Raw genomic sequence first — 17,280 nt, forward strand, 5'->3', positions numbered from 1 at the left:
CGTAAGCTCGTTTGCGGCTCGATCGGCTTTGATCTAAGTTCCGATCCAAGAGGTCGAGCCGTGAACGTCTCCATAACCGAAGCAAAGGCCAAACTATCGGAACTCGTCGGCCGCGCGGAAGCCGGCGAGGAGATAGTCATCACTCGTCACGGCAAGATCGCGGCGCGGCTCGTGGCACCAGTTCGAGAAGACTTGTTGTCGCGCATAGGTGCCCTGAAGGGCAAGATTTGGATTTCTGACGATTTCGACAAACTCGGCCCTGAATGGAACGAGTACACCAGATAAAGGTCAGAGGCCCAGCCGCTCGACCTCCTCCTTCCTCACCTTCAAATCATAATCGAGCAAAAACTCGTCCAGCTGCGGCGGCGCGACCGAGCTGCCCGAGAGCATCGCGTGAACCTGGCCGCGATGGTGGATGTCGTGCAGGAAGACATGGGCGAGAATGTCGCCGATCTTTTCGGGGATCATGCCGTCCTCGCGCCGGTCCGTGATGACCTGACGGTCGAGATCCGCCTCCGACAGCTTCTCGCAAAAGGCGATTAGGCGTCGATCTGCTGCGACCTGGGCGGCAAACAGCGCCTGCGGCACATCGAACGGCACGTAGTCGTCATAAGCGGCCGCACCGACGCCGCCTTCTTCGAGAAAATCGAGATAGAGATGATCGACCGCGAGGATGTGGTTGAGCGTCGCCTTGATCGACGGGAAGAAGCTTGTGCGCTCGGCTTCGAATTCGCCGGGCTTTAGCTGCAGCACGGCGCGATAGAGCCGGTCGTTCGACCAGAGATTGTTGCCGGCCATGCGGCTGAAATGCTCGAGCAGGGTCACGCGTTCATTCGTCTGATCAGGCCAATGCCAGCCGCCATCACCGCGAAGCCGGCGACAACGATCAGCAGCAGCCGGTTCATGCGCCGCCGCATCGCCTGCGTCTCCTCGTCCCGCGCCACATTGGTGTTGGTGATGGTGTGGAACATCATCGCCTTGCGCGGGTAGCCACTGCGGTTGGTCAGATCGGGCGAGCGCGCCTCGATGCGGTAGCTCAGCCGGATCGCCTGGATGAAGACCACCAGAATGGCCAGCGCCCAGACGCCGGCCAGCAGGTAGAACGCCTCTCCCGTCACTATTGCCCCCTCTTATGCCTGGGACTTCTCGACCTTCTGCTCGATGGCGCCGAAGATCGAGTTTCCGCTTTTATTCTTCATCTCGATACGCACCGTATCGCCAAAGCGCAGGAACGGCGTCTTGGGCTCGCCAGACTCAATGGTCTCGATCATGCGCAGTTCAGCGATGCAGGAATAGCCGGCGCCGCCGGCCGCCACCGGTTTGCCCGGCCCGCCATCCAGCTTGTTGGAGACGGTGCCGGAACCGATGATGGTGCCGGCAACCAGCGGCCGTGTCTTTGCGGCATGGGCAATCAGCGCCGGGAAGTCGAAGGTCATGTCGACGCCGGCATTGGCACGGCCGAACGGCTTGCCGTTGACGTCGGCGAGCAGAGGCAGGTTGACCTTGCCGCCATCCCAGGCGTCGCCGAGTTCGTCCGGCGTCACCGCCACCGGCGAAAAAGCCGAGGACGGCTTCGACTGGAAGAAGCCAAACCCCTTGGCGAGTTCGGGTCCGGTGAGCGCGCGCAGCGTCACATCATTGACCAGCATGACCAGCCGGATCGCAGCGCGCGCCTGGTCGAGGCTGGCGCCCATTGGCACATCGTCGACGACGACGGCGACCTCCGCCTCCATGTCGATGCCGAAGGCTTCGTCCGCCGCGCGGATCGGCTCGCGCGGCGCGATAAAGGAATCCGAGCCACCCTGGTAGATCAGCGGATCGGTCCAGAAGCTTGCCGGCATCTCTGCGCCGCGGGCTTTGCGCACCAGCTCGACATGGTTCACATAGGCAGAGCCATCGGCCCATTGATAGGCGCGCGGCAGCGGCGAATGGGCGTCATGTTCATGGAAGCGTGCCGACGGCACCGCATTGTTCTCCAGCGATTCGGCGATCGTCGCCAGGTGCGGCGAAATCCGCTGCCAGTCGTCGAGTGCCGCCTGCAGCGTGCGCGCCAGGAACGAGGCGTCGGTGAAGCGCGTCAGGTCGCGCGAGACGACGACAAGCTTTCCGTCGCGCGTCCCGTCCCTCAATGTGGCAAGCTTCATGCGGTTTCCTCTCCTAATGCGGCTTTGGCGCCGTCTAAGTTTACAACAAGGCCGTCGTGGGCAATCGTCAAGTCACCCACCCACGATTTCCTGACAGCAGCCTCCCAGTCGGCCTCGCCGATCTCGGGATCATCGGCCGGAATGAGGTGGTTGAGCACCAGCCTCTTCACCCCGGCATCGCTGGCAATGCGGCCTGCCTGCTCGGCAAATGAGTGGCTGGCAAGCAGATGCTCCTTCAGCCGCGCGCCATTGCCGGTCCTGGCGACCAGCCGCTCGATGCCTTCTTCCAGCATGGCCTCATGGACGAGAATGTCGGCATTTCGGGCAAAGCCTGCGAGCGGCGGAAAGAAGGCTGTGTCGGCCGAGAAGACGATGCTTTTGCCGGCGTGGTCGAAACGCAGCGCGAAACAGTCCGTGACCGGCGGATGGTCGACGCGCAGTGCCGAGACCTTCAGGCCGCGCTGCGCAAAAATCTCGCCCTCGCCGAATTCCACGATCGAAGCCATTTCGCGAATGTCCGGCCTGCCCTCATCGACGATGCGAATTTCAATGTCGAACTCCATCGCCTGGCAGAAGCGGCGCCAGTATTGGCCGGTGCCGGGTGGTCCGAACAGCGTCACCGGGCTGGCGAGGCCGGCGGTCCAGGCGGTGTGGAGCAACGGACCCAGTTCCAGTACATGGTCGGAATGCAGGTGGGTGACGAAGATCAGGTCGAGCGCCTTCAGGCTGACGGCGGAATCGACCAGACCGCGCGTGACGCCGAGCCCGCAATCGACGACGATGGTTCGCCCGCCAAGCTCCAGCAGCGACGAACTCGGCCACGGCCCGCCCGGCCGCAGCGCCGGGCCGCCCTTGGAGCCGAGAAGCACCAGCCGGTCGTTCACTGGGCTGATCTCAAGACCAGTCGCCCTCCGGCGTGCCGTTGAAACGCTTCTTCAGATCGGTCCAGCAATCGATGTAATTGTCCTGCCTCGTTTCAAGCTCGGCGCCGTAGCGGGTGAGCATTTGCGGGAATCGGGTCTCGAACATGAAGGCCATGGTGTTGTCGAGCTTGACCGGTTTCAGCTCCGAGCGCGAGGCCTTTTCGAAGCCAGGCGCGTCTGGGCCGTGGGCCAGCATCAGATTGTGCAGGCTGATGCCGCCCGGGAGAAAACCTTCCTCCTTGGCGTCATACTGGCCGTGGATCAGGCCCATGAACTCGCTCATGATGTTTCGGTGGTACCAGGGCGGGCGGAACGTATCCTCCGCCACCAGCCAGCGCGGCGGGAAGATGACGAAGTCGATGTTGGCGGTGCCCTCCTCGCCGCTCGGCGCCGTCAGCACGGTGAAGATCGACGGATCGGGATGGTCGAACAGGATGGCGCCAACCGGAGAAAACGTCGCCAGATCATATTTGTAGGGGGCGTAGTTGCCGTGCCAGGCGACGACATCGAGCGGCGAATGGCCGATCTCGGTGACATGGAAATTGCCGCACCATTTCACCGTCAGCCGGCACGGCGTTTCCTTCTCCTCGAACCAGGCGCAAGGCGTCTTGAAATCGCGAGGATTGGCCAGGCAGTTGGCGCCGATCGGGCCGCGGTCCGGCAGCGTCAGCTTGGCGCCGTAGTTTTCGCAGATATAGCCGCGCACTTCCTTGTCGATGAGCTCGACCTTGAACACCAGCCCGCGCGGCAGCACGGCGATCTCGCCGGGCCGCAGCTCGATGACACCCATCTCGGTGACGAAGCGCAAGGCGCCGACCTGGGGGACGATCAGCAACTCGCCATCGGCATTGAAGAAATGATCGTCGACCATCGATCGGTTGGCGACATAGACATGCGCGGCCATGCCGCTTTGGCCCAGCACATCTCCGGCAGTGGTGATGGTGCGCATGCCGGCGATGAAGTCGGTCGGCTCACTCGGCATCGGCACCGGGCTCCAGCGATACTGCCCGAGCGCCAGTTCGTGGTCGCCGACATTGGGTGCTGTCTTCCACAGGGGATAGCTCGCTGCCTTGAAGCGGCCGGTGTGTTTTACGCTCGGCCGGATGCGGTAGAGCCAGGAACGCTCATTGGTGCCGCGCGGCGCGGTGAAGGGCGAGCCCGATAGCTGTTCGGCATAGAGCCCGTAAGCCGGCCGTTGCGGCGAGTTCCGCCCCTGCGGCAGCGAGCCGGGCAGCGTCTCGGTTTCGAAGTCGTTGCCGAAGCCCGGCATGTAGGAAAAGGTCATCCGATCCTCCCTGAACCCGGCCCCGCAAAGCGCTGCTTGCCGGCGATGTTGACCAAACTGGTTTCATTTGTAACCATCGAAAATGTAACTATCAACGGGCGAATGCCGCATCCATGGTGCAGATGGAAATCCTCGAACTCGAAAGCTTCCTGCCCTATCGGCTCTACCGGCTGGCCGACGCCGTCAGCCGCGAATTTTCAAAAATCTACCGCGACCGCCACGGCCTGACGCGGCCGGAATGGCGCACGCTGTCAGGGCTCGGACAGCGCGGCACCATGACGGCGACAGCGCTTGGCGAACAGTCGGCCATGCACAAGACCAAGGTGTCGCGCGCCGTGGCCGAGCTCGAGCGGCGACGCTGGCTGGTACGCACAACCGACGAGAATGATCGACGTGTAGAGCATCTGGCGCTGACGAAGGCGGGGCTGGCGGCCTATGGCGAAATGGTGCCGCTGGCGAAGGCGTTTGAACGGGAGTTGCTGGAGAGGCTTGGTACGGAAGAGCGGGCGGCGATTGTGAATGGGGTGGCGGCGCTGGAGGCAAAACTCACCTTGGGTTGAGATCTTCCCATAAGTTCGACCGTCGCTGAAATCAGATCGCGAATGCGGCAGGCAACGCCCCTAGACCGTAATAGGCGCGTTCGGCTTCAATGAAGCCTCTGACACGGCTTCGAAATGCCGCCGGATCATCAATGTAGGCTAGAAGCGCCTGCGCTTGCGAAGCCGCGTGTCTTTGAGCGCTTTCAAACAGTCGCCTTGCCGTTTCAAAATCACCGGCCAAACCAGCCGCCACCCCGGCGTGGAAGGCCGCCCACTCGCCGTAGGCGCCCGGCTGCAATTCACTCACGAGGATTTTCGCTGTCGCCTGGACGGAAGGGAACATCGATCGGTGAACCTGATCGATTTCGACGACCTTCTTGGCCATTTGATCAACCGCGAGAAGAAACTGAGGCGGGCTCTCGAACGGAACGAACTGTCCAATGCGCTCAACGCGATCGAAGGTAATCGTTTCCGGAAGCGAACCCCAGAGCCAGTGGACTGCTACGTTAAGGTAAGTGCCCTTGGACCAGGAACTGGGCTGGAACTCGACTACACTTAGCCAGAAGCCGCGATCGGCGATCCAGATTCGGGACTGCCCTTTGCGTCGAAATCCGGCCGGCTTCAGTACGAGCTTTGCCTGCGAGGCAATGATACGACCGTGCTCATTGTCCGCCATCTTGCACCCACACGTGCCTCACCAATCCATCACCACCTTGCCCGAACTGCCGCTCCGCATCGCGTCAAACCCCGTCTGGAAATCGTCGATCCCAATGCGGTGCGTAATCAGACCCGACACATCCAGCGGCCCCTGCACCAGGGCGATCATCTTGTACCAAGTCTCGAACATTTCGCGGCCGTAGATGCCCTTCAAGTGCAGCATCTTGAAGATGACCTTGTTCCAGTCGATTTCGAAGCCGGTCGGCGCGATGCCCAGAATGGCGATCTTGCCGCCATTGTTCATGGTGTCGATCATGTCGCGAAAGGCGGGCGCGGCGCCCGACATTTCGAGGCCGACGTCAAAACCCTCGGTCATGCCCAGCGCCGGCATAACGTCGCGCAGTTTTTCCTTCGAGGCATCGACGACATGCTGGACGCCGAGCTTTTTGGCCAGCGCCAGCCGCACCGGGTTGATGTCGGTGATGACGACTTTTCGCGCCCCCACACATTGGGCAACGAGCGCGCCCATGATGCCGATCGGCCCGGCGCCGGTGACCAGAACGTCTTCACCGACCAGGTCGAAGGACAGAGCGGTGTGGACGGCATTGCCCAGGGGATCGAAGATCGCGGCGATCTCGTCGGGCACATCGTCGGGGATCGGCACGACATTGTGCTGCGGGATCGCCAGATATTCGCCGAAGGCGCCGGGGCGGTTGACGCCGACGCCGAGCGTGTTACGGCAGAGATGCCCCCTGCCGGCGCGGCAATTGCGGCAATGGCCGCAGACGATGTGACCTTCGCCGGAGACACGCTGGCCGACCTTGTATTCGGTGACCGCAGCGCCGAAATCGGCCACCGTGCCGACGAATTCATGGCCGGTCACCATCGGCACCGGCACGGTCTTCTGCGCCCACTGGTCCCAATTGTAGATGTGGACGTCGGTGCCGCAGATCGCCGTCTTCTTGACCTTGATCAGCACGTCGTTAGGGCCGATCTCCGGCACCGGCACCTCTTCCATCCAGATGCCCGGTTCGGCCTTGGCCTTCACCAGCGCCTTCATCATGTTCGACATGCTACAACTCCTTACCCTCCCCCTTTGCGGGGAGGGTGGCCCGAAGGGCCGGATGGGGGTCAAAAAACTGGCGGAGGTCGTGACCCTGCAGACCCCCACCCCGCCTCCCGACATGGGGGAGGGTAAAACTCTCAGCCAATCACGCCCAATTCCTTGCCGACCGCCGCGAATGCCGCCACGGCGCGATCGATGTCGGCGCTGGAGTGCGCCGCCGACATCTGGGTGCGGATGCGCGCCTGGCCTTTCGGCACCACCGGGAACGAAAAGCCGATGACATAAATGCCGCGCTTCAGCATGCGCGCCGCCATTTCCTGCGCTAGGCTGGCATCGCCCAGCATCACCGGGATGATCGGGTGATCGGCGCCGGCCAACGTGAAGCCGAGCTTGCCCATCTCGGACCGGAAGCGCGCCGCATTGGCATATAGGCGCTGGCGCAGGGCGTCGCCATTTCGGATCAGCTCGAACACCTTGATCGAGGCGCCGGCGATCGCCGGCATCAGCGTGTTGGAGAAGAGATAGGGCCGCGAGCGCTGGCGCAGCCAGTCGACGACCTGGCTTTTGCCGGAGGTGTAGCCGCCGGAGGCGCCGCCGAGCGCCTTGCCGAGCGTGCCGGTGATGATATCCACCCTGCCCTCGACACCGCAATGCTCGGCCGAGCCGCGGCCGTTCTTGCCGACGAAGCCGACGGCATGGCTGTCGTCGACCATGACCATGGCGTCGTATTTTTCCGCGAGGTCGCAGACGCCTTTAAGATTGGCGATGATGCCATCCATGGAGAACACACCGTCGGTGGCGATCAGGCGGAAGCGGCAGTCTTTCGCCTCCTTCAGCCGGGCTTCGAGATCGGCCATGTCGTTGTTGGCGTAGCGGAAACGCTTGGCCTTCGACAGCCGCACACCGTCGATGATCGAGGCATGGTTCAGCGCATCGGAAATGATCGCATCATCCTCGCCGAGCAGTGTCTCGAACAGGCCGCCATTGGCGTCGAAGCAGGAGCCGTAGAGGATGGTGTCGTCCATGCCGAGGAATGATGAAATCGTTGATTCAAGCTGCTTGTGCTCTTCCTGCGTGCCGCAGATGAAGCGCACCGAGGCCATGCCGTAGCCGTAGCGGTCGAGCGCGCCTTTGGCTGCATCGCGCAATTCTGAGCTGTCGGCGAGGCCGAGATAGTTGTTGGCGCAGAAATTCAGCACCTTGTCGCCGCCGACTTCGATCTCAGCCGACTGGGTCGAGGTGATCACCCGCTCGGATTTGTAGAGCCCGGCGGATTTCAGCCCTTGCAGTTCGTTGTCGATATGGGAGAGGAATGCCGCGCTCATGGATCAGGTCCTGTTGAGATTGGCGCGACTGTCGCGCTACGCGCACTAAAAATCCATCGCAAAAGCGACCGTTTCGGTGGCACGGCGGGCTCAACCCTGGCGCGACCCGATCGCATGGCCCGCATGCTGGAGTAGCAGGCACGCGAATACGGCTATGCCGCGAAAGAACATGATAACCATCTCGGCAGCTTTCGTTTACTGCCGAAGCAACAGTTCCGCCGGCTTCCAGACCTGTTAACCCTTTCAAGCCAATGGTCTTCTCGCCACGAATCGGTGGCAGAAATCCGTCGACCGAGGGGTCACCTAGAATATGTCGCAGCAGCCGGCGCAAACCGTCTCGGGCAAACTCATCCTGCTGATCAAGAGCGGCTACTGGCTGGCGCTGCTGATCATCGCCGCCATGGTGATGGCCTCCTTCATCCTGCTGCAGCAGATGATGGCGGCGCAACAGCACAACCATACTCTGCTCGACATCGTCAGCACCCAGAAGGCGCTGTCGCAGCGTATTGTCTTTTTGACCAGCGCAACCGGCTCCGCCGCGCGTGACAAGCAGCCGGCCCTGGTTGCCGCGCTGAAACAGGCGACCGCCGAGTTCGAGACGAACTACGACCTGCTGCTCAAACAGACGGGAGCCGACCCACTGTCACCGGCATTGTCCGATCCAAAGTCGATCGAGAGCGTGCTTTACGGCAAGCCGTTCCACCTCGACTATTTCTCGGTCGGGCTGGTCGCCAATGGCGAAAGGCTGATCTCGTCCTTCGAATCCCAGCTCTCCGGCAATGCCGCCTACAAGGGCGGCGGCGAGCGCGTCAATCTCGATGCTTCCGTCGCCAATGCGACGCTGTCGGGTTATGCCGCGCTCGGCCAACGCATCGCCGCATTCGCAGACGAGCGGTCGGAAAAGCTCCTCGATCTCCATCGCACCTTGTTCTACGCCACCATCGGCGTCATCGTCCTGGTGGCGCTTTTCATCTTCCGGCCGATGTCGAAGGCGATCCTGCGCAAGACGCACGAGCTTGTCGATGCCCGCAACTCGATGGCCTTCATCGCCGTACATGACGGGCTGACCGGCCTGCACAACCGCACCTTCCTGACCGACCACTTCGAAACGCTGATCAAGGGCGCGCATCGCCGGCGCGAGAGGCTGGCGGTCATCCAGCTCGACCTCGACCGGTTCAAGCAGATCAACGACACACTCGGCCACGCCGCCGGCGACTATGTGCTGGTCGTCACCGCGCAGCGCATGCGCGATTCCTGCCGTGCGTCGGATCTCTGCGCGCGCCTTGGCGGCGACGAATTCGTGATGATCCTCAATGGCGCCGGCGGCCCCGAGGACATCAACATGCTGGCCCGGCGCATCCTGGAGGAGATCAACGAGCCGATTACCTTCCAGGGCACGACCATCCTTCCAGGGGCCAGCGCCGGCATTGCCGTCTATCCCATCGACGCCGACAATGCCGAGGATCTGCTCGTCCACGCCGACCTCGCGCTCTATTCCGCCAAAAAGCTCGGCGGCGGCAGCTTCTCGTTCTTCTCCGAGGAACTCAGGCGCGAGCTAGACTACCGCAAGCAGCTCGAGCACGACATCAAGGTCGCGATTTCGGAGAACGCCTTCCAAGTCTATTTCCAGCCGCAGGTGTCGCTGAGCAACGGCGCCATCAGCGGCATCGAGGCGCTGGTGCGCTGGAAGCATGCCGAGCGCGGCATGATTGCGCCGGGCGAGTTCATTCCGGTCGCCGAAAAATGCGGCTTCATGCCCGAGATCGGCCGCATCGTCTTTACCAAGGCGATCGAGCAAGCAGCCGAATGGGATCGCGCCGGCATCGCTTTCGGCCGGCTTGCCGTCAACGTGTCCGGCACCGAGCTGCGCGAACCCGACTTCGACCGCTTCCTGTTCGCGACGCTGGAAAAGGCCGGCCTTGCTCCGCAGAAACTGTCGCTGGAAATCGTCGAATCCGTCATTCTCGACGACGAGAAGACGGGCATCGCGGCGAAGCTGCGCCACATCCGCGCTGCCGGCGTCCATCTTGAGCTCGACGATTTCGGCACCGGCTATGCCTCGCTCAGCCACGTCAATCCCAACGAGATCGACCGGCTGAAGATCGACCGCCGCTTCGTCCAGAACATCAACGAGAATGGCGACAACACCAAGATCGTGCGCGCCATCACCGAGCTGGCGCGCGGTCTCGGCATTTCGATCGTCGCCGAGGGCGCGGAAACCGAAGCCGAGCTCGATTCGCTGATGGCAATCGGCTGCGATCAGGTGCAGGGCTATTCCATCGCCTTCCCGATGCCGCAGGACAAAGCGCGCGAATGGCTGCTGGCGCGCAGCCCGAAGAAAGCCAAGCTGAAGGTGCTTCAGGGCAATTTAGCCTAGACTATTGCCCACCGGTGCCGGTCATTTGGCCGGCGCGACATTCGCCCGCAATGCCGCCAGCACCTCGGCGAACTCCGCCAGCCTGTCGTCCGGCAATCCCGCGCGCAGCCGCTTGTCGAAGATGAGAGCCGCCGCCCGCAGCTTCAGGAACATCGTTTCGCCCGCCTGCGTCAGCTCGACCAGATGAACCCGGCGGTTGTCCGGATCGCGGCGGCGCGTCAGCAAGCCTTGCGCCTCCATGGCGTTGAGATGGTGGGTGAGCGTGGCGCCCTGGATGCCGATCATGCCGGCAAGTTCGCGTTGGTTGGCAAGCTCGCTCGACTTGACCGAAAGCAAGGTCAGCCACACCGGCAGCGTGCCCCCGGCCTCGACCAAAGCGGCGTCAAATGCCTGCGCCACCAGCTTGGAGGTGCGCGCGAGATTCATGCCGATTGGCGGACGGTCAAAGGGAGTCATGCGCCGACAGTAGAACAAGGCGCCGAGCGATGGAACGCGGCATTATACATTGACATCGAACCATTTGATACCTAACTATCATGGGTGTCGATCTACCGAGTTCGTATCATCCTGCATTCGACAGGGATCCGAGGACGGGCGGCGGGCAAGGAGGAAGCGGTCATGCAATATGTCTACATCGTCGTTATCGGCCTTCACGTCATGGCCGGTGTGTTCTGGGCCGGCACCACCATCACGCTTGCCCGCGACCCCGAGATCAGGGCGGAGCGCTTTATCGGACCGCAAATGGGCTCGGCCGGCATGGTGTTCGTGACCGGCGCCCTGCTCTGGTATTTCTTCCACGGCGCCTATTTCGGCTCGATGGAAATGGTGCTGGCGCTAGGCATCCTGGCCGCCTTCGCCGCTGCCGGCGTTCTCAGCGTCGTCGTCCGCAAGACCAGCCGGCAGCTTGCCGGCGCGGACGTCGCAACGGAAGCGGCGCTGCGCACCAAAATGGCCCGCGGCGAGCGCATCGCCGCCTGGCTGCTGGTGCTCACCGTGCTTTGCATGGCGACCGCCAGGATGATTTGAGCCCTGCCGCGCGTCGCCTCCCGGTTGAAGACCATTCCGCATCGTGCGTCGCCTGGCTCTCGGCTGGTGGCGTACGCGGCGCGCAGTTCGGACGGATGTGCAAGGTGGCTCTCCGCACAGAGGTTTGGCTGCGCGCCACCCATCACTTTGATCGATCGAGATGCGCCCGCCGGAAGGGTGAGATCGAGCTTTGGAACAAGCCGTAGGCCGGCTTGTAGGCTCAAACCCGCAAGCCGAACCTGATGCCGTCATAGATGGCGGCATGGATGTTGCGCGAGGCGACCGCATCGCCGATGCGCAACAGCACGAAGCCGCCTTCGGGATTGCGTGAAGGAAAAATATCGCCGCCGCCGACCAGCCGCTCATAGTCGACCGCGCCACCATTCTTCGACAGCGGTTTCAGCTGGAGATAGAGATCGTCGAGCGGCGCCGTGCCGTGCTCGACCACCACCTGGTCGACCCGCCTCTCGCCGCGCCAGCCGTCGGCAAAGTCGGAGGCGAGTTCGGCGACCAGCTGGTTGCCCTCGCGCCGTACCGAGCGCAGCCTGGTGTTGATGGTGATGGTGACGCCCTTCTCCTGGAAGGCGCGCATATAGGGCACGTGGTTCATGCCGCCCATTTCGGGGGCGAAGAAGCGCTCCGGCGAAACCAGGTCCAGCTTCGAACCGGCATTGGCGATCAGCTCCGCCGCGCCCATGCCCTGATGGCCGCCATTGTCGTCGAAGAGCAGCACGTTCTCCGCCGGCTTGACGCTGCCGGCCATGATGTCCCAGCTCGACGTGACGAGATTGTCGCCCGATGTCAGCGGCGGGTTCTGCGGCAGGCCGCCGGTGGCGATCACCACCACATCGGGCGACAGCGCCAGCACATCGTCCTGCTCGGCCCATGTATCGTAGCGGATCCCGACGCCGAGCCGGTCGAGTTCGGCCAGCCGCCAGTCGATGATGCCGATCAGTTCCTTGCGGCGCGGGTTCTGCGTCGCGAGCCGGACCTGGCCGCCGGCCTGACCGGAGGCTTCAAGCACCGTGACATGATGGCCACGTTCGGCCATGACGCGAGCTGCCTCGAGCCCGCCAGCGCCAGCGCCAACGACGACGACGTTCCGCCTGGGCCCTTCGGTCATGACGATGATATGCGGAATCTCGGCCTCGCGGCCGGTCGCGGCATTGTGGACACAGAGCGCTTCGCCGCCTTCATAGATACGATCGAGGCAATAGGTGGCGCCGACGCAAGGCCGGATCTCGTGCTCGCGACCTTCCATGACCTTCTTGATGATGTGCGGGTCGGCGATATGGGCGCGGGTCATGCCGACCATATCGAGCTTGCCGGTCGCGATGGCGTGGCGCGCCGTGGCGACATCGGAAATCCGCGCCGCATGGAAGGTCGGGAATTTTGTTGCCGCCCTCACCTCGCCGGCGAAATCGAGATGCGGCGAAGAGCGCATGCCGGTCACCGGGATAACCTTGGTGAGCGCCGCGTCGCTTTCGATCGAGCCGCGGATGATGTTCAGGAAATCGACCTTGCCGGAATTGGCGAGCCGTCTCGCGATCTCGACGCCCTCCGCCTTTGACAGGCCTTTGTCAAAATCCTCATCGGCGACCATGCGGATGCCAACGACGAATTTTTCGCCGACCGCCGCCCGCACGGCATCCAGCACCATGTCGGTGAAGCGCAGCCGGTTGTCGAGCGAACCGCCGAACTCGTCGTCGCGATGGTTTGTGGCCGGCGACCAGAAACCGTCCATCAGATGGCCGTAGGATTCGAACTCGATGCCGTCGAGGCCGGCGGCCTGGCAGCGCTGCGCAGCCGACGCATAGTCGGCGACGATGCGCTCGATGTCCCAGTCCTCGATGGTTTTGGGGAACGCGCGGTGCGCCGGCTCACGCACCGGCGAAGCCGACAGCACCGGCAGCCAGTCGGCCTTGTTCCAGCCGGTGCGGCGACCAAGATGGGTGATCTGGATCATCACCTTGCAGTCATGCTCGTGGCAGGCGTCCGCCAGTTCGGCCAGCCACGGCACGATGCGGTCGTCATAGACATGCAGATTGCCAAAGGCGGCCGGGCTGTCGCGCGAGACGATCGCCGAGCCCGCCGTCATGGTCAGCGCCATGCCGCCCTTGGCCTTTTCGGCGTGGTAGAGCCGGTAGCGCTGTTTCGGCATGCCGTCCTCGGAATAGGCCGGCTCGTGGCTGGTCGACATCACCCTGTTCTTCAGCGTCAGGTGTTTGAGCTGGTAAGGCTGGAGAAGCGGGTCGTTGCTGGTCATCATCTTCCTGCCATTCCAGTTTGTGTCGGAGCAGCGCGCGCTGCTCCAGTTCTTGTCTTAAGCATCGAATTTATCCGAAAATCGCTGCACACTTTTCGATCCGATGCTAATGAGCGCGGAAAATCCCCAGGAAAACCGCGATGATCGATACCAAAACCCTCACCCAGCTCGGCGCCCACGTCGAGACGCCACAGAGCCCGGATACCGCGTTCCTGGAGACCGTGCCGTTCCAGCGCGGCGACGGACCGCCGGCGATCGTGCGCTTCACCTGCCCGGAATTCACCTCGCTCTGCCCGGTAACCGGACAGCCGGATTTCGCTCATATCGTCGTCGACTACGCACCCGATGCCACGCTCGTGGAATCGAAGTCGCTCAAACTGTTCATGACCTCGTTTCGCAACCATGGCGCTTTCCATGAAGACTGCACGGTGATGATCGGCCGCCGCATTGTGGCGGCAACGAAGCCGCTGTGGTTGCGCATAGGCGGCTATTGGTATCCGCGCGGCGGCATTCCGATCGATGTCTTCTGGCAGACCGGCGCTCCGCCCGAAGGCGCCTGGTTGCCCGACACCGGCGTTGCCCCCTATCGCGGCCGTGGCTGAAGCTATTTTGCACCTTTAGCGGGACAGCGCCCCCCTCTGTCCTGCCGGACATCTCCCGCACACGGGGGGAGATTGGCCGCCACATAGGCTTTCGCTAATCTCAAATGATGCGGAGCGGGCGAGACGCTGGAACTGCTGATCTCCCCACCCGTGGGGAGATGTCCGACAGGACAGAGGGGGGGCGCGCAGGATCGCAGGCGCTGACCCTCAATCAACATTATTCGCACTGATACTGGCTGAGCGCCCATTCACCGGTCACCGAAAGCAGATCGGATATCTTCCAGTCGCCGTCGACTTTCCTGAATTTCCATTCAAGGCGATGCGGGTTGCCGGCGACGACGAACGCGACAATGACCTTGGCCTGGTCGCCATTGATCGCTTCGAGTGTCTTCAGGCTCTTATCGATCTCGGCCTTGTCATAGGCGGCATTGTCGAGCGCCATGTTGGGGTCGAGGCATTCGCCCTGCCCGGATTTGCGCAACGCGTCGCTCTTGTCGAGTACGGTCTTGGCCGGGTCGACGAAGTTCTTGCGCTGGGTCGGATCGAGCTCCAGTCCCACCTGATCGTAAAATGGCCGCACCACCGCCGTCGGGGATCCCGGCAGAATGGGTGCGGCCGGTGGGGCGTCGGCCGGCGGCCACCCAACCGGCGGTGTCGCCGGTTCCACCGCTGTCCCGGGTGGATTTGCGGGCGGCGTGCCGCCACCCGGCGCTGTCTCGGCTGGATCATTTGCGGGCGGCGCGCCGAGCAGCCCTTGAGCGGCGCCGGCGCTCATACCCACCGTCAGCAGGCACATGGTCGACAGCGCCAGGGCAAGACGGCGGAGCACGGGATCACTCCGGCGCTTTGTCGGGCATGCATTCCAGCGCGCTCAGCGTCCAGTTGCTGGTCTTGGAGGTAATGTCGGCGACCTTCCATTTGCCGTCGATTTTCTTCAGCGACCACAGCATTTCGCGTTTGGAATCATCGCCTTCCGCAAAAAGGCTGAATGTGGCGGTGACTTCGGCCGTATCGCCATTGACGGTCTCGGCCAGCTTCAATGTCTTGGCAATCGAAGTCTGGTCGAAATCCTGCGCGTCAAGGCCAGGATCGAAGTCGAGGCAGGCGACTTCGTCGGGCTTGTTCTTCGTGGCCTGGTCGTTGAGATCGAACAGCTTGGTCACCGGCTCGGTGAAGCGGTCGCGGTACTTTGCATCTCCCTCGAATTTCACCTCGGGCAGATAAAAGAACTTCACGGCGTTGGAAGCCGGCCCGGCCAGCACCGTCGCAGGCAAGGCAATCGAAAAGACTGCGGCAAGCACTATCGGTTTCATGCAGGATCTCCGGACGGTTCGGCGGCAAGGCGGCAATACCAGACATCCTGCATATCGGCTTTTTTTGCGGCTCATGAAGCCCCGGCTTGTATCGTCTCAGCCATCCAGCCAGACGTTCTGCAGGTCCATCTCGAAGGTCTGGTGGACGCCGTAGTTTTTCACCTTCTTGTTCATGTGGCTGTAGAGCTTCTGCCAGAAGGGTTGAATGATGACGCCGGAATCCTGCAGGATCTGCTCGACATCCTTCATCACCTCACGCCGTTTCTCCACGTCGATCAGCGACAGCGCCTGCTTCAGCTTGGCGTCGAAGTCCGGGTTGGAATAGGCCGATTCATTCCAGGCTTCGCCGGTGCGATAACCAAGCGCCAGCACCTGGACGCCAAGCGGGCGCATGTACCAGATGGTCATCGAATAGGGATACTTCGTCCAGTCGTTCCAGAAGGTCGAGCCCGGCAGCACCGTGCGCTTCACCTTGATGCCGGCGTCGCGCAGCTGGCCCGCAATCGCGTCGCCGGTGTTCTTCTGCCAATCGTCCTCGACGGTGATCAGCTCGTGCTCGAAATCGGCCTGCCCTGCGTCCGCCATCAGCTTCTTGGCGCCGGCCGCGTCGCGCGTCTTCTTGGGCAGCGCGAAATATTCAGGATGGATAGGGCTGACATGGTGGTTTTCACCGACCGTCCCTCGCCCGGCATAGCCGAGTTCCAGCACCGCATTGTTGTCGACCGCCATCTGCAGCGCGCTGCGCACCCGCTGGTCGTCATAGGGCTTGTGGGTAACGTTCGTGCGGGCAACCAGCGTGGTTGCCGTCGCAACCTCGGACTTCTCCAGCCCCATCTTATCCAGGATGTCGATGAAGTCGGCCGGCGTCTCGAAATTGAGGTCTATCTCGCCGGATTCGAAGGCGTTGATCGAAGCGTTGAAGTCGGTGCCGTAGTCGATGAACTCGACGCTGTCGAGCGGCGCTTCACCACCCCACCACTTGCCGTTTTCACGACGCTTGACCACCGCCTTCTGGCCAACATCGTAGGAGACCAGTTCGAACGGGCCCGTGCCGATCGGCTTCTTGACCGGGTCGGCGCCTTCGGCGTCGAAATTGCGGTGGACGACGAGCGCGGGATAATCGGTGAGGTTCGGGATCAGCGAAATGTCGGGCGCGCTGAGCGTCAGCTTGACCGTATTGTCGTCGACCTTGGCGATCGCGCCTTCCCTGGCCTTGCCCGACTTTTCGTCGATCAGCCCGCCGACGCGAGCGGCCATGGAGTTGCCGGCGACCTTCTTCTCGCACCAGCGGGTAACATTGAAGACCACGTCATCGGCGTTGAAGGCATCGCCATTGTTCCAGGTGATGCCCTTGCGCACATGCAACGTGTATTCCGTGGCGTCGTCATTGATGTCCCAGCTTTCGAGCAGCACTGGCTCGAAGGTGAATTCCCTGGTGTAGCGGACCAGCGGCTCCAGCCAGCAGCGCGAGATGTTGGCCAGTTCCACCCAGTCATAGGTGCGCGGATCTTTTTGTGCCTTGACCGACATCGATATGTGCAGCGTGCCGCCCTTCTTCGGCTCCTCGGCAAAAGCCTGTCCCGGCGCGGCAAGGCCGATCATGCCGTAGGCCAGCGCCGTCGATGCGCCGAACGCACTTGCCAATGCAAGAAACTCGCGCCGGTCCATACGGCCAGCACGCGTCTCTTGCGCCATCGCCTCGATGGCCGTCGGCACGCGATCGCCATTGCTTTTGAAAAGTGTCATGTCTTTCTCCC

The 17,280-nt window shown here is 62.6% G+C and carries 18 protein-coding genes; 5 read left to right on the plus strand and 13 right to left on the minus strand.

Going from position 1 to position 17,280, the window contains the following annotated elements; genetic code table 11:
• Window positions 1–60: 60 nt before the first annotated feature.
• On the plus strand, window positions 61–285 hold the full coding sequence (locus tag NKL04_RS12635) for a type II toxin-antitoxin system Phd/YefM family antitoxin (protein ID WP_023702307.1): 225 nt from the start codon (window positions 61–63) through the stop codon (window positions 283–285).
• A gap of 3 nt (window positions 286–288) precedes the next feature.
• Here the strand turns inward: NKL04_RS12635 and NKL04_RS12640 are convergent, their stop codons facing one another.
• From NKL04_RS12640 to hmgA, 5 genes are read right to left on the minus strand one after another with little or no spacing between them, the layout of a single operon-like run.
• Window positions 289–825, minus strand: coding sequence for a DinB family protein (locus NKL04_RS12640; RefSeq protein WP_023694414.1), 537 nt, complete (start codon window positions 823–825; stop codon window positions 289–291).
• Window positions 822–1,118, minus strand: a complete 297-nt coding sequence (locus NKL04_RS12645; protein WP_023694415.1) for a hypothetical protein — start codon at window positions 1,116–1,118, stop codon at window positions 822–824. Before NKL04_RS12645 ends, NKL04_RS12640 begins: the two co-directional genes overlap by 4 nt.
• A 12-nt stretch (window positions 1,119–1,130) precedes the next feature.
• Window positions 1,131–2,144 (minus strand): fumarylacetoacetate hydrolase family protein, encoded by a 1,014-nt coding sequence (locus tag NKL04_RS12650; protein ID WP_023694416.1) that lies wholly within the window; start codon window positions 2,142–2,144, stop codon window positions 1,131–1,133.
• Complete coding sequence (locus NKL04_RS12655; protein WP_023694417.1) at window positions 2,141–3,028, minus strand: MBL fold metallo-hydrolase; 888 nt, start codon at window positions 3,026–3,028, stop codon at window positions 2,141–2,143. Before NKL04_RS12655 ends, NKL04_RS12650 begins: the two co-directional genes overlap by 4 nt.
• Window positions 3,029–3,038: 10 nt before the next feature.
• Window positions 3,039–4,352: a homogentisate 1,2-dioxygenase gene (hmgA, locus tag NKL04_RS12660; RefSeq protein WP_023694418.1), complete on the minus strand. Its 1,314-nt coding sequence runs from the start codon at window positions 4,350–4,352 to the stop codon at window positions 3,039–3,041.
• Window positions 4,353–4,474: 122 nt separating this feature from the next.
• Between hmgA and NKL04_RS12665 the strand changes: the two genes are divergently transcribed.
• The gene (locus NKL04_RS12665; protein ID WP_031208795.1) at window positions 4,475–4,912 is read left to right on the plus strand and encodes a MarR family winged helix-turn-helix transcriptional regulator; all 438 of its coding nucleotides are present in this window, start codon (window positions 4,475–4,477) and stop codon (window positions 4,910–4,912) included.
• A 31-nt stretch (window positions 4,913–4,943) separates the two neighbouring features.
• On the opposite strand, the gene NKL04_RS12670 is transcribed toward NKL04_RS12665, so the two are convergent.
• The 3 genes from NKL04_RS12670 to NKL04_RS12680 all read right to left on the minus strand — a co-directional run bounded on the left by NKL04_RS12670 (window position 4,944) and on the right by NKL04_RS12680 (window position 7,939).
• The gene (locus NKL04_RS12670) at window positions 4,944–5,567 is read right to left on the minus strand and encodes a DUF4304 domain-containing protein (protein ID WP_023694420.1); all 624 of its coding nucleotides are present in this window, start codon (window positions 5,565–5,567) and stop codon (window positions 4,944–4,946) included.
• An 18-nt stretch (window positions 5,568–5,585) separates the two neighbouring features.
• Window positions 5,586–6,620, minus strand: coding sequence for an L-threonine 3-dehydrogenase (gene tdh / locus NKL04_RS12675; RefSeq protein ID WP_023672918.1), 1,035 nt, complete (start codon window positions 6,618–6,620; stop codon window positions 5,586–5,588).
• 131 nt (window positions 6,621–6,751) lie between these two features.
• Window positions 6,752–7,939 (minus strand): glycine C-acetyltransferase, encoded by a 1,188-nt coding sequence (locus NKL04_RS12680; protein WP_023694421.1) that lies wholly within the window; start codon window positions 7,937–7,939, stop codon window positions 6,752–6,754.
• A gap of 310 nt (window positions 7,940–8,249) precedes the next feature.
• Here NKL04_RS12680 and NKL04_RS12685 point away from each other — a divergent pair, with 310 nt between their 5' ends.
• Window positions 8,250–10,316 (plus strand): putative bifunctional diguanylate cyclase/phosphodiesterase, encoded by a 2,067-nt coding sequence (locus NKL04_RS12685; RefSeq protein ID WP_023672920.1) that lies wholly within the window; start codon window positions 8,250–8,252, stop codon window positions 10,314–10,316.
• Window positions 10,317–10,337: 21 nt separating this feature from the next.
• Here the strand turns inward: NKL04_RS12685 and NKL04_RS12690 are convergent, their stop codons facing one another.
• Window positions 10,338–10,742 (minus strand): MarR family winged helix-turn-helix transcriptional regulator, encoded by a 405-nt coding sequence (locus tag NKL04_RS12690; RefSeq protein WP_023672921.1) that lies wholly within the window; start codon window positions 10,740–10,742, stop codon window positions 10,338–10,340.
• A gap of 192 nt (window positions 10,743–10,934) precedes the next feature.
• On the opposite strand from NKL04_RS12690, the gene NKL04_RS12695 reads away from it, so the two are divergent.
• Window positions 10,935–11,342, plus strand: coding sequence for a hypothetical protein (locus NKL04_RS12695; RefSeq protein WP_023682929.1), 408 nt, complete (start codon window positions 10,935–10,937; stop codon window positions 11,340–11,342).
• A gap of 220 nt (window positions 11,343–11,562) precedes the next feature.
• On the opposite strand, the gene NKL04_RS12700 is transcribed toward NKL04_RS12695, so the two are convergent.
• Window positions 11,563–13,608: an oxidoreductase gene (locus NKL04_RS12700; protein WP_031209679.1), complete on the minus strand. Its 2,046-nt coding sequence runs from the start codon at window positions 13,606–13,608 to the stop codon at window positions 11,563–11,565.
• 140 nt (window positions 13,609–13,748) lie between these two features.
• On the opposite strand from NKL04_RS12700, the gene queF reads away from it, so the two are divergent.
• Window positions 13,749–14,210, plus strand: a complete 462-nt coding sequence (queF, locus tag NKL04_RS12705; protein ID WP_023689614.1) for a preQ(1) synthase — start codon at window positions 13,749–13,751, stop codon at window positions 14,208–14,210.
• Between the two features lie 217 nt (window positions 14,211–14,427).
• Here queF and NKL04_RS12710 read toward each other — a convergent pair whose 3' ends face one another.
• The 3 genes from NKL04_RS12710 to NKL04_RS12720 all read right to left on the minus strand — a co-directional run bounded on the left by NKL04_RS12710 (window position 14,428) and on the right by NKL04_RS12720 (window position 17,269).
• Window positions 14,428–15,039, minus strand: a complete 612-nt coding sequence (locus NKL04_RS12710; protein ID WP_023702309.1) for a hypothetical protein — start codon at window positions 15,037–15,039, stop codon at window positions 14,428–14,430.
• Between the two features lie 4 nt (window positions 15,040–15,043).
• The gene (locus tag NKL04_RS12715) at window positions 15,044–15,523 is read right to left on the minus strand and encodes a DUF3828 domain-containing protein (RefSeq protein ID WP_023702310.1); all 480 of its coding nucleotides are present in this window, start codon (window positions 15,521–15,523) and stop codon (window positions 15,044–15,046) included.
• Window positions 15,524–15,619: 96 nt separating this feature from the next.
• Window positions 15,620–17,269, minus strand: a complete 1,650-nt coding sequence (locus tag NKL04_RS12720; protein WP_023715228.1) for an ABC transporter substrate-binding protein — start codon at window positions 17,267–17,269, stop codon at window positions 15,620–15,622.
• Between the last annotated feature and the right edge of the window lie 11 nt (window positions 17,270–17,280).

Origin of the sequence: Mesorhizobium sp. C264A (assembly GCF_040324515.1) — a bacterium.
In the GTDB taxonomy this organism is placed as follows: Bacteria; Pseudomonadota; Alphaproteobacteria; order Rhizobiales; family Rhizobiaceae; genus Mesorhizobium.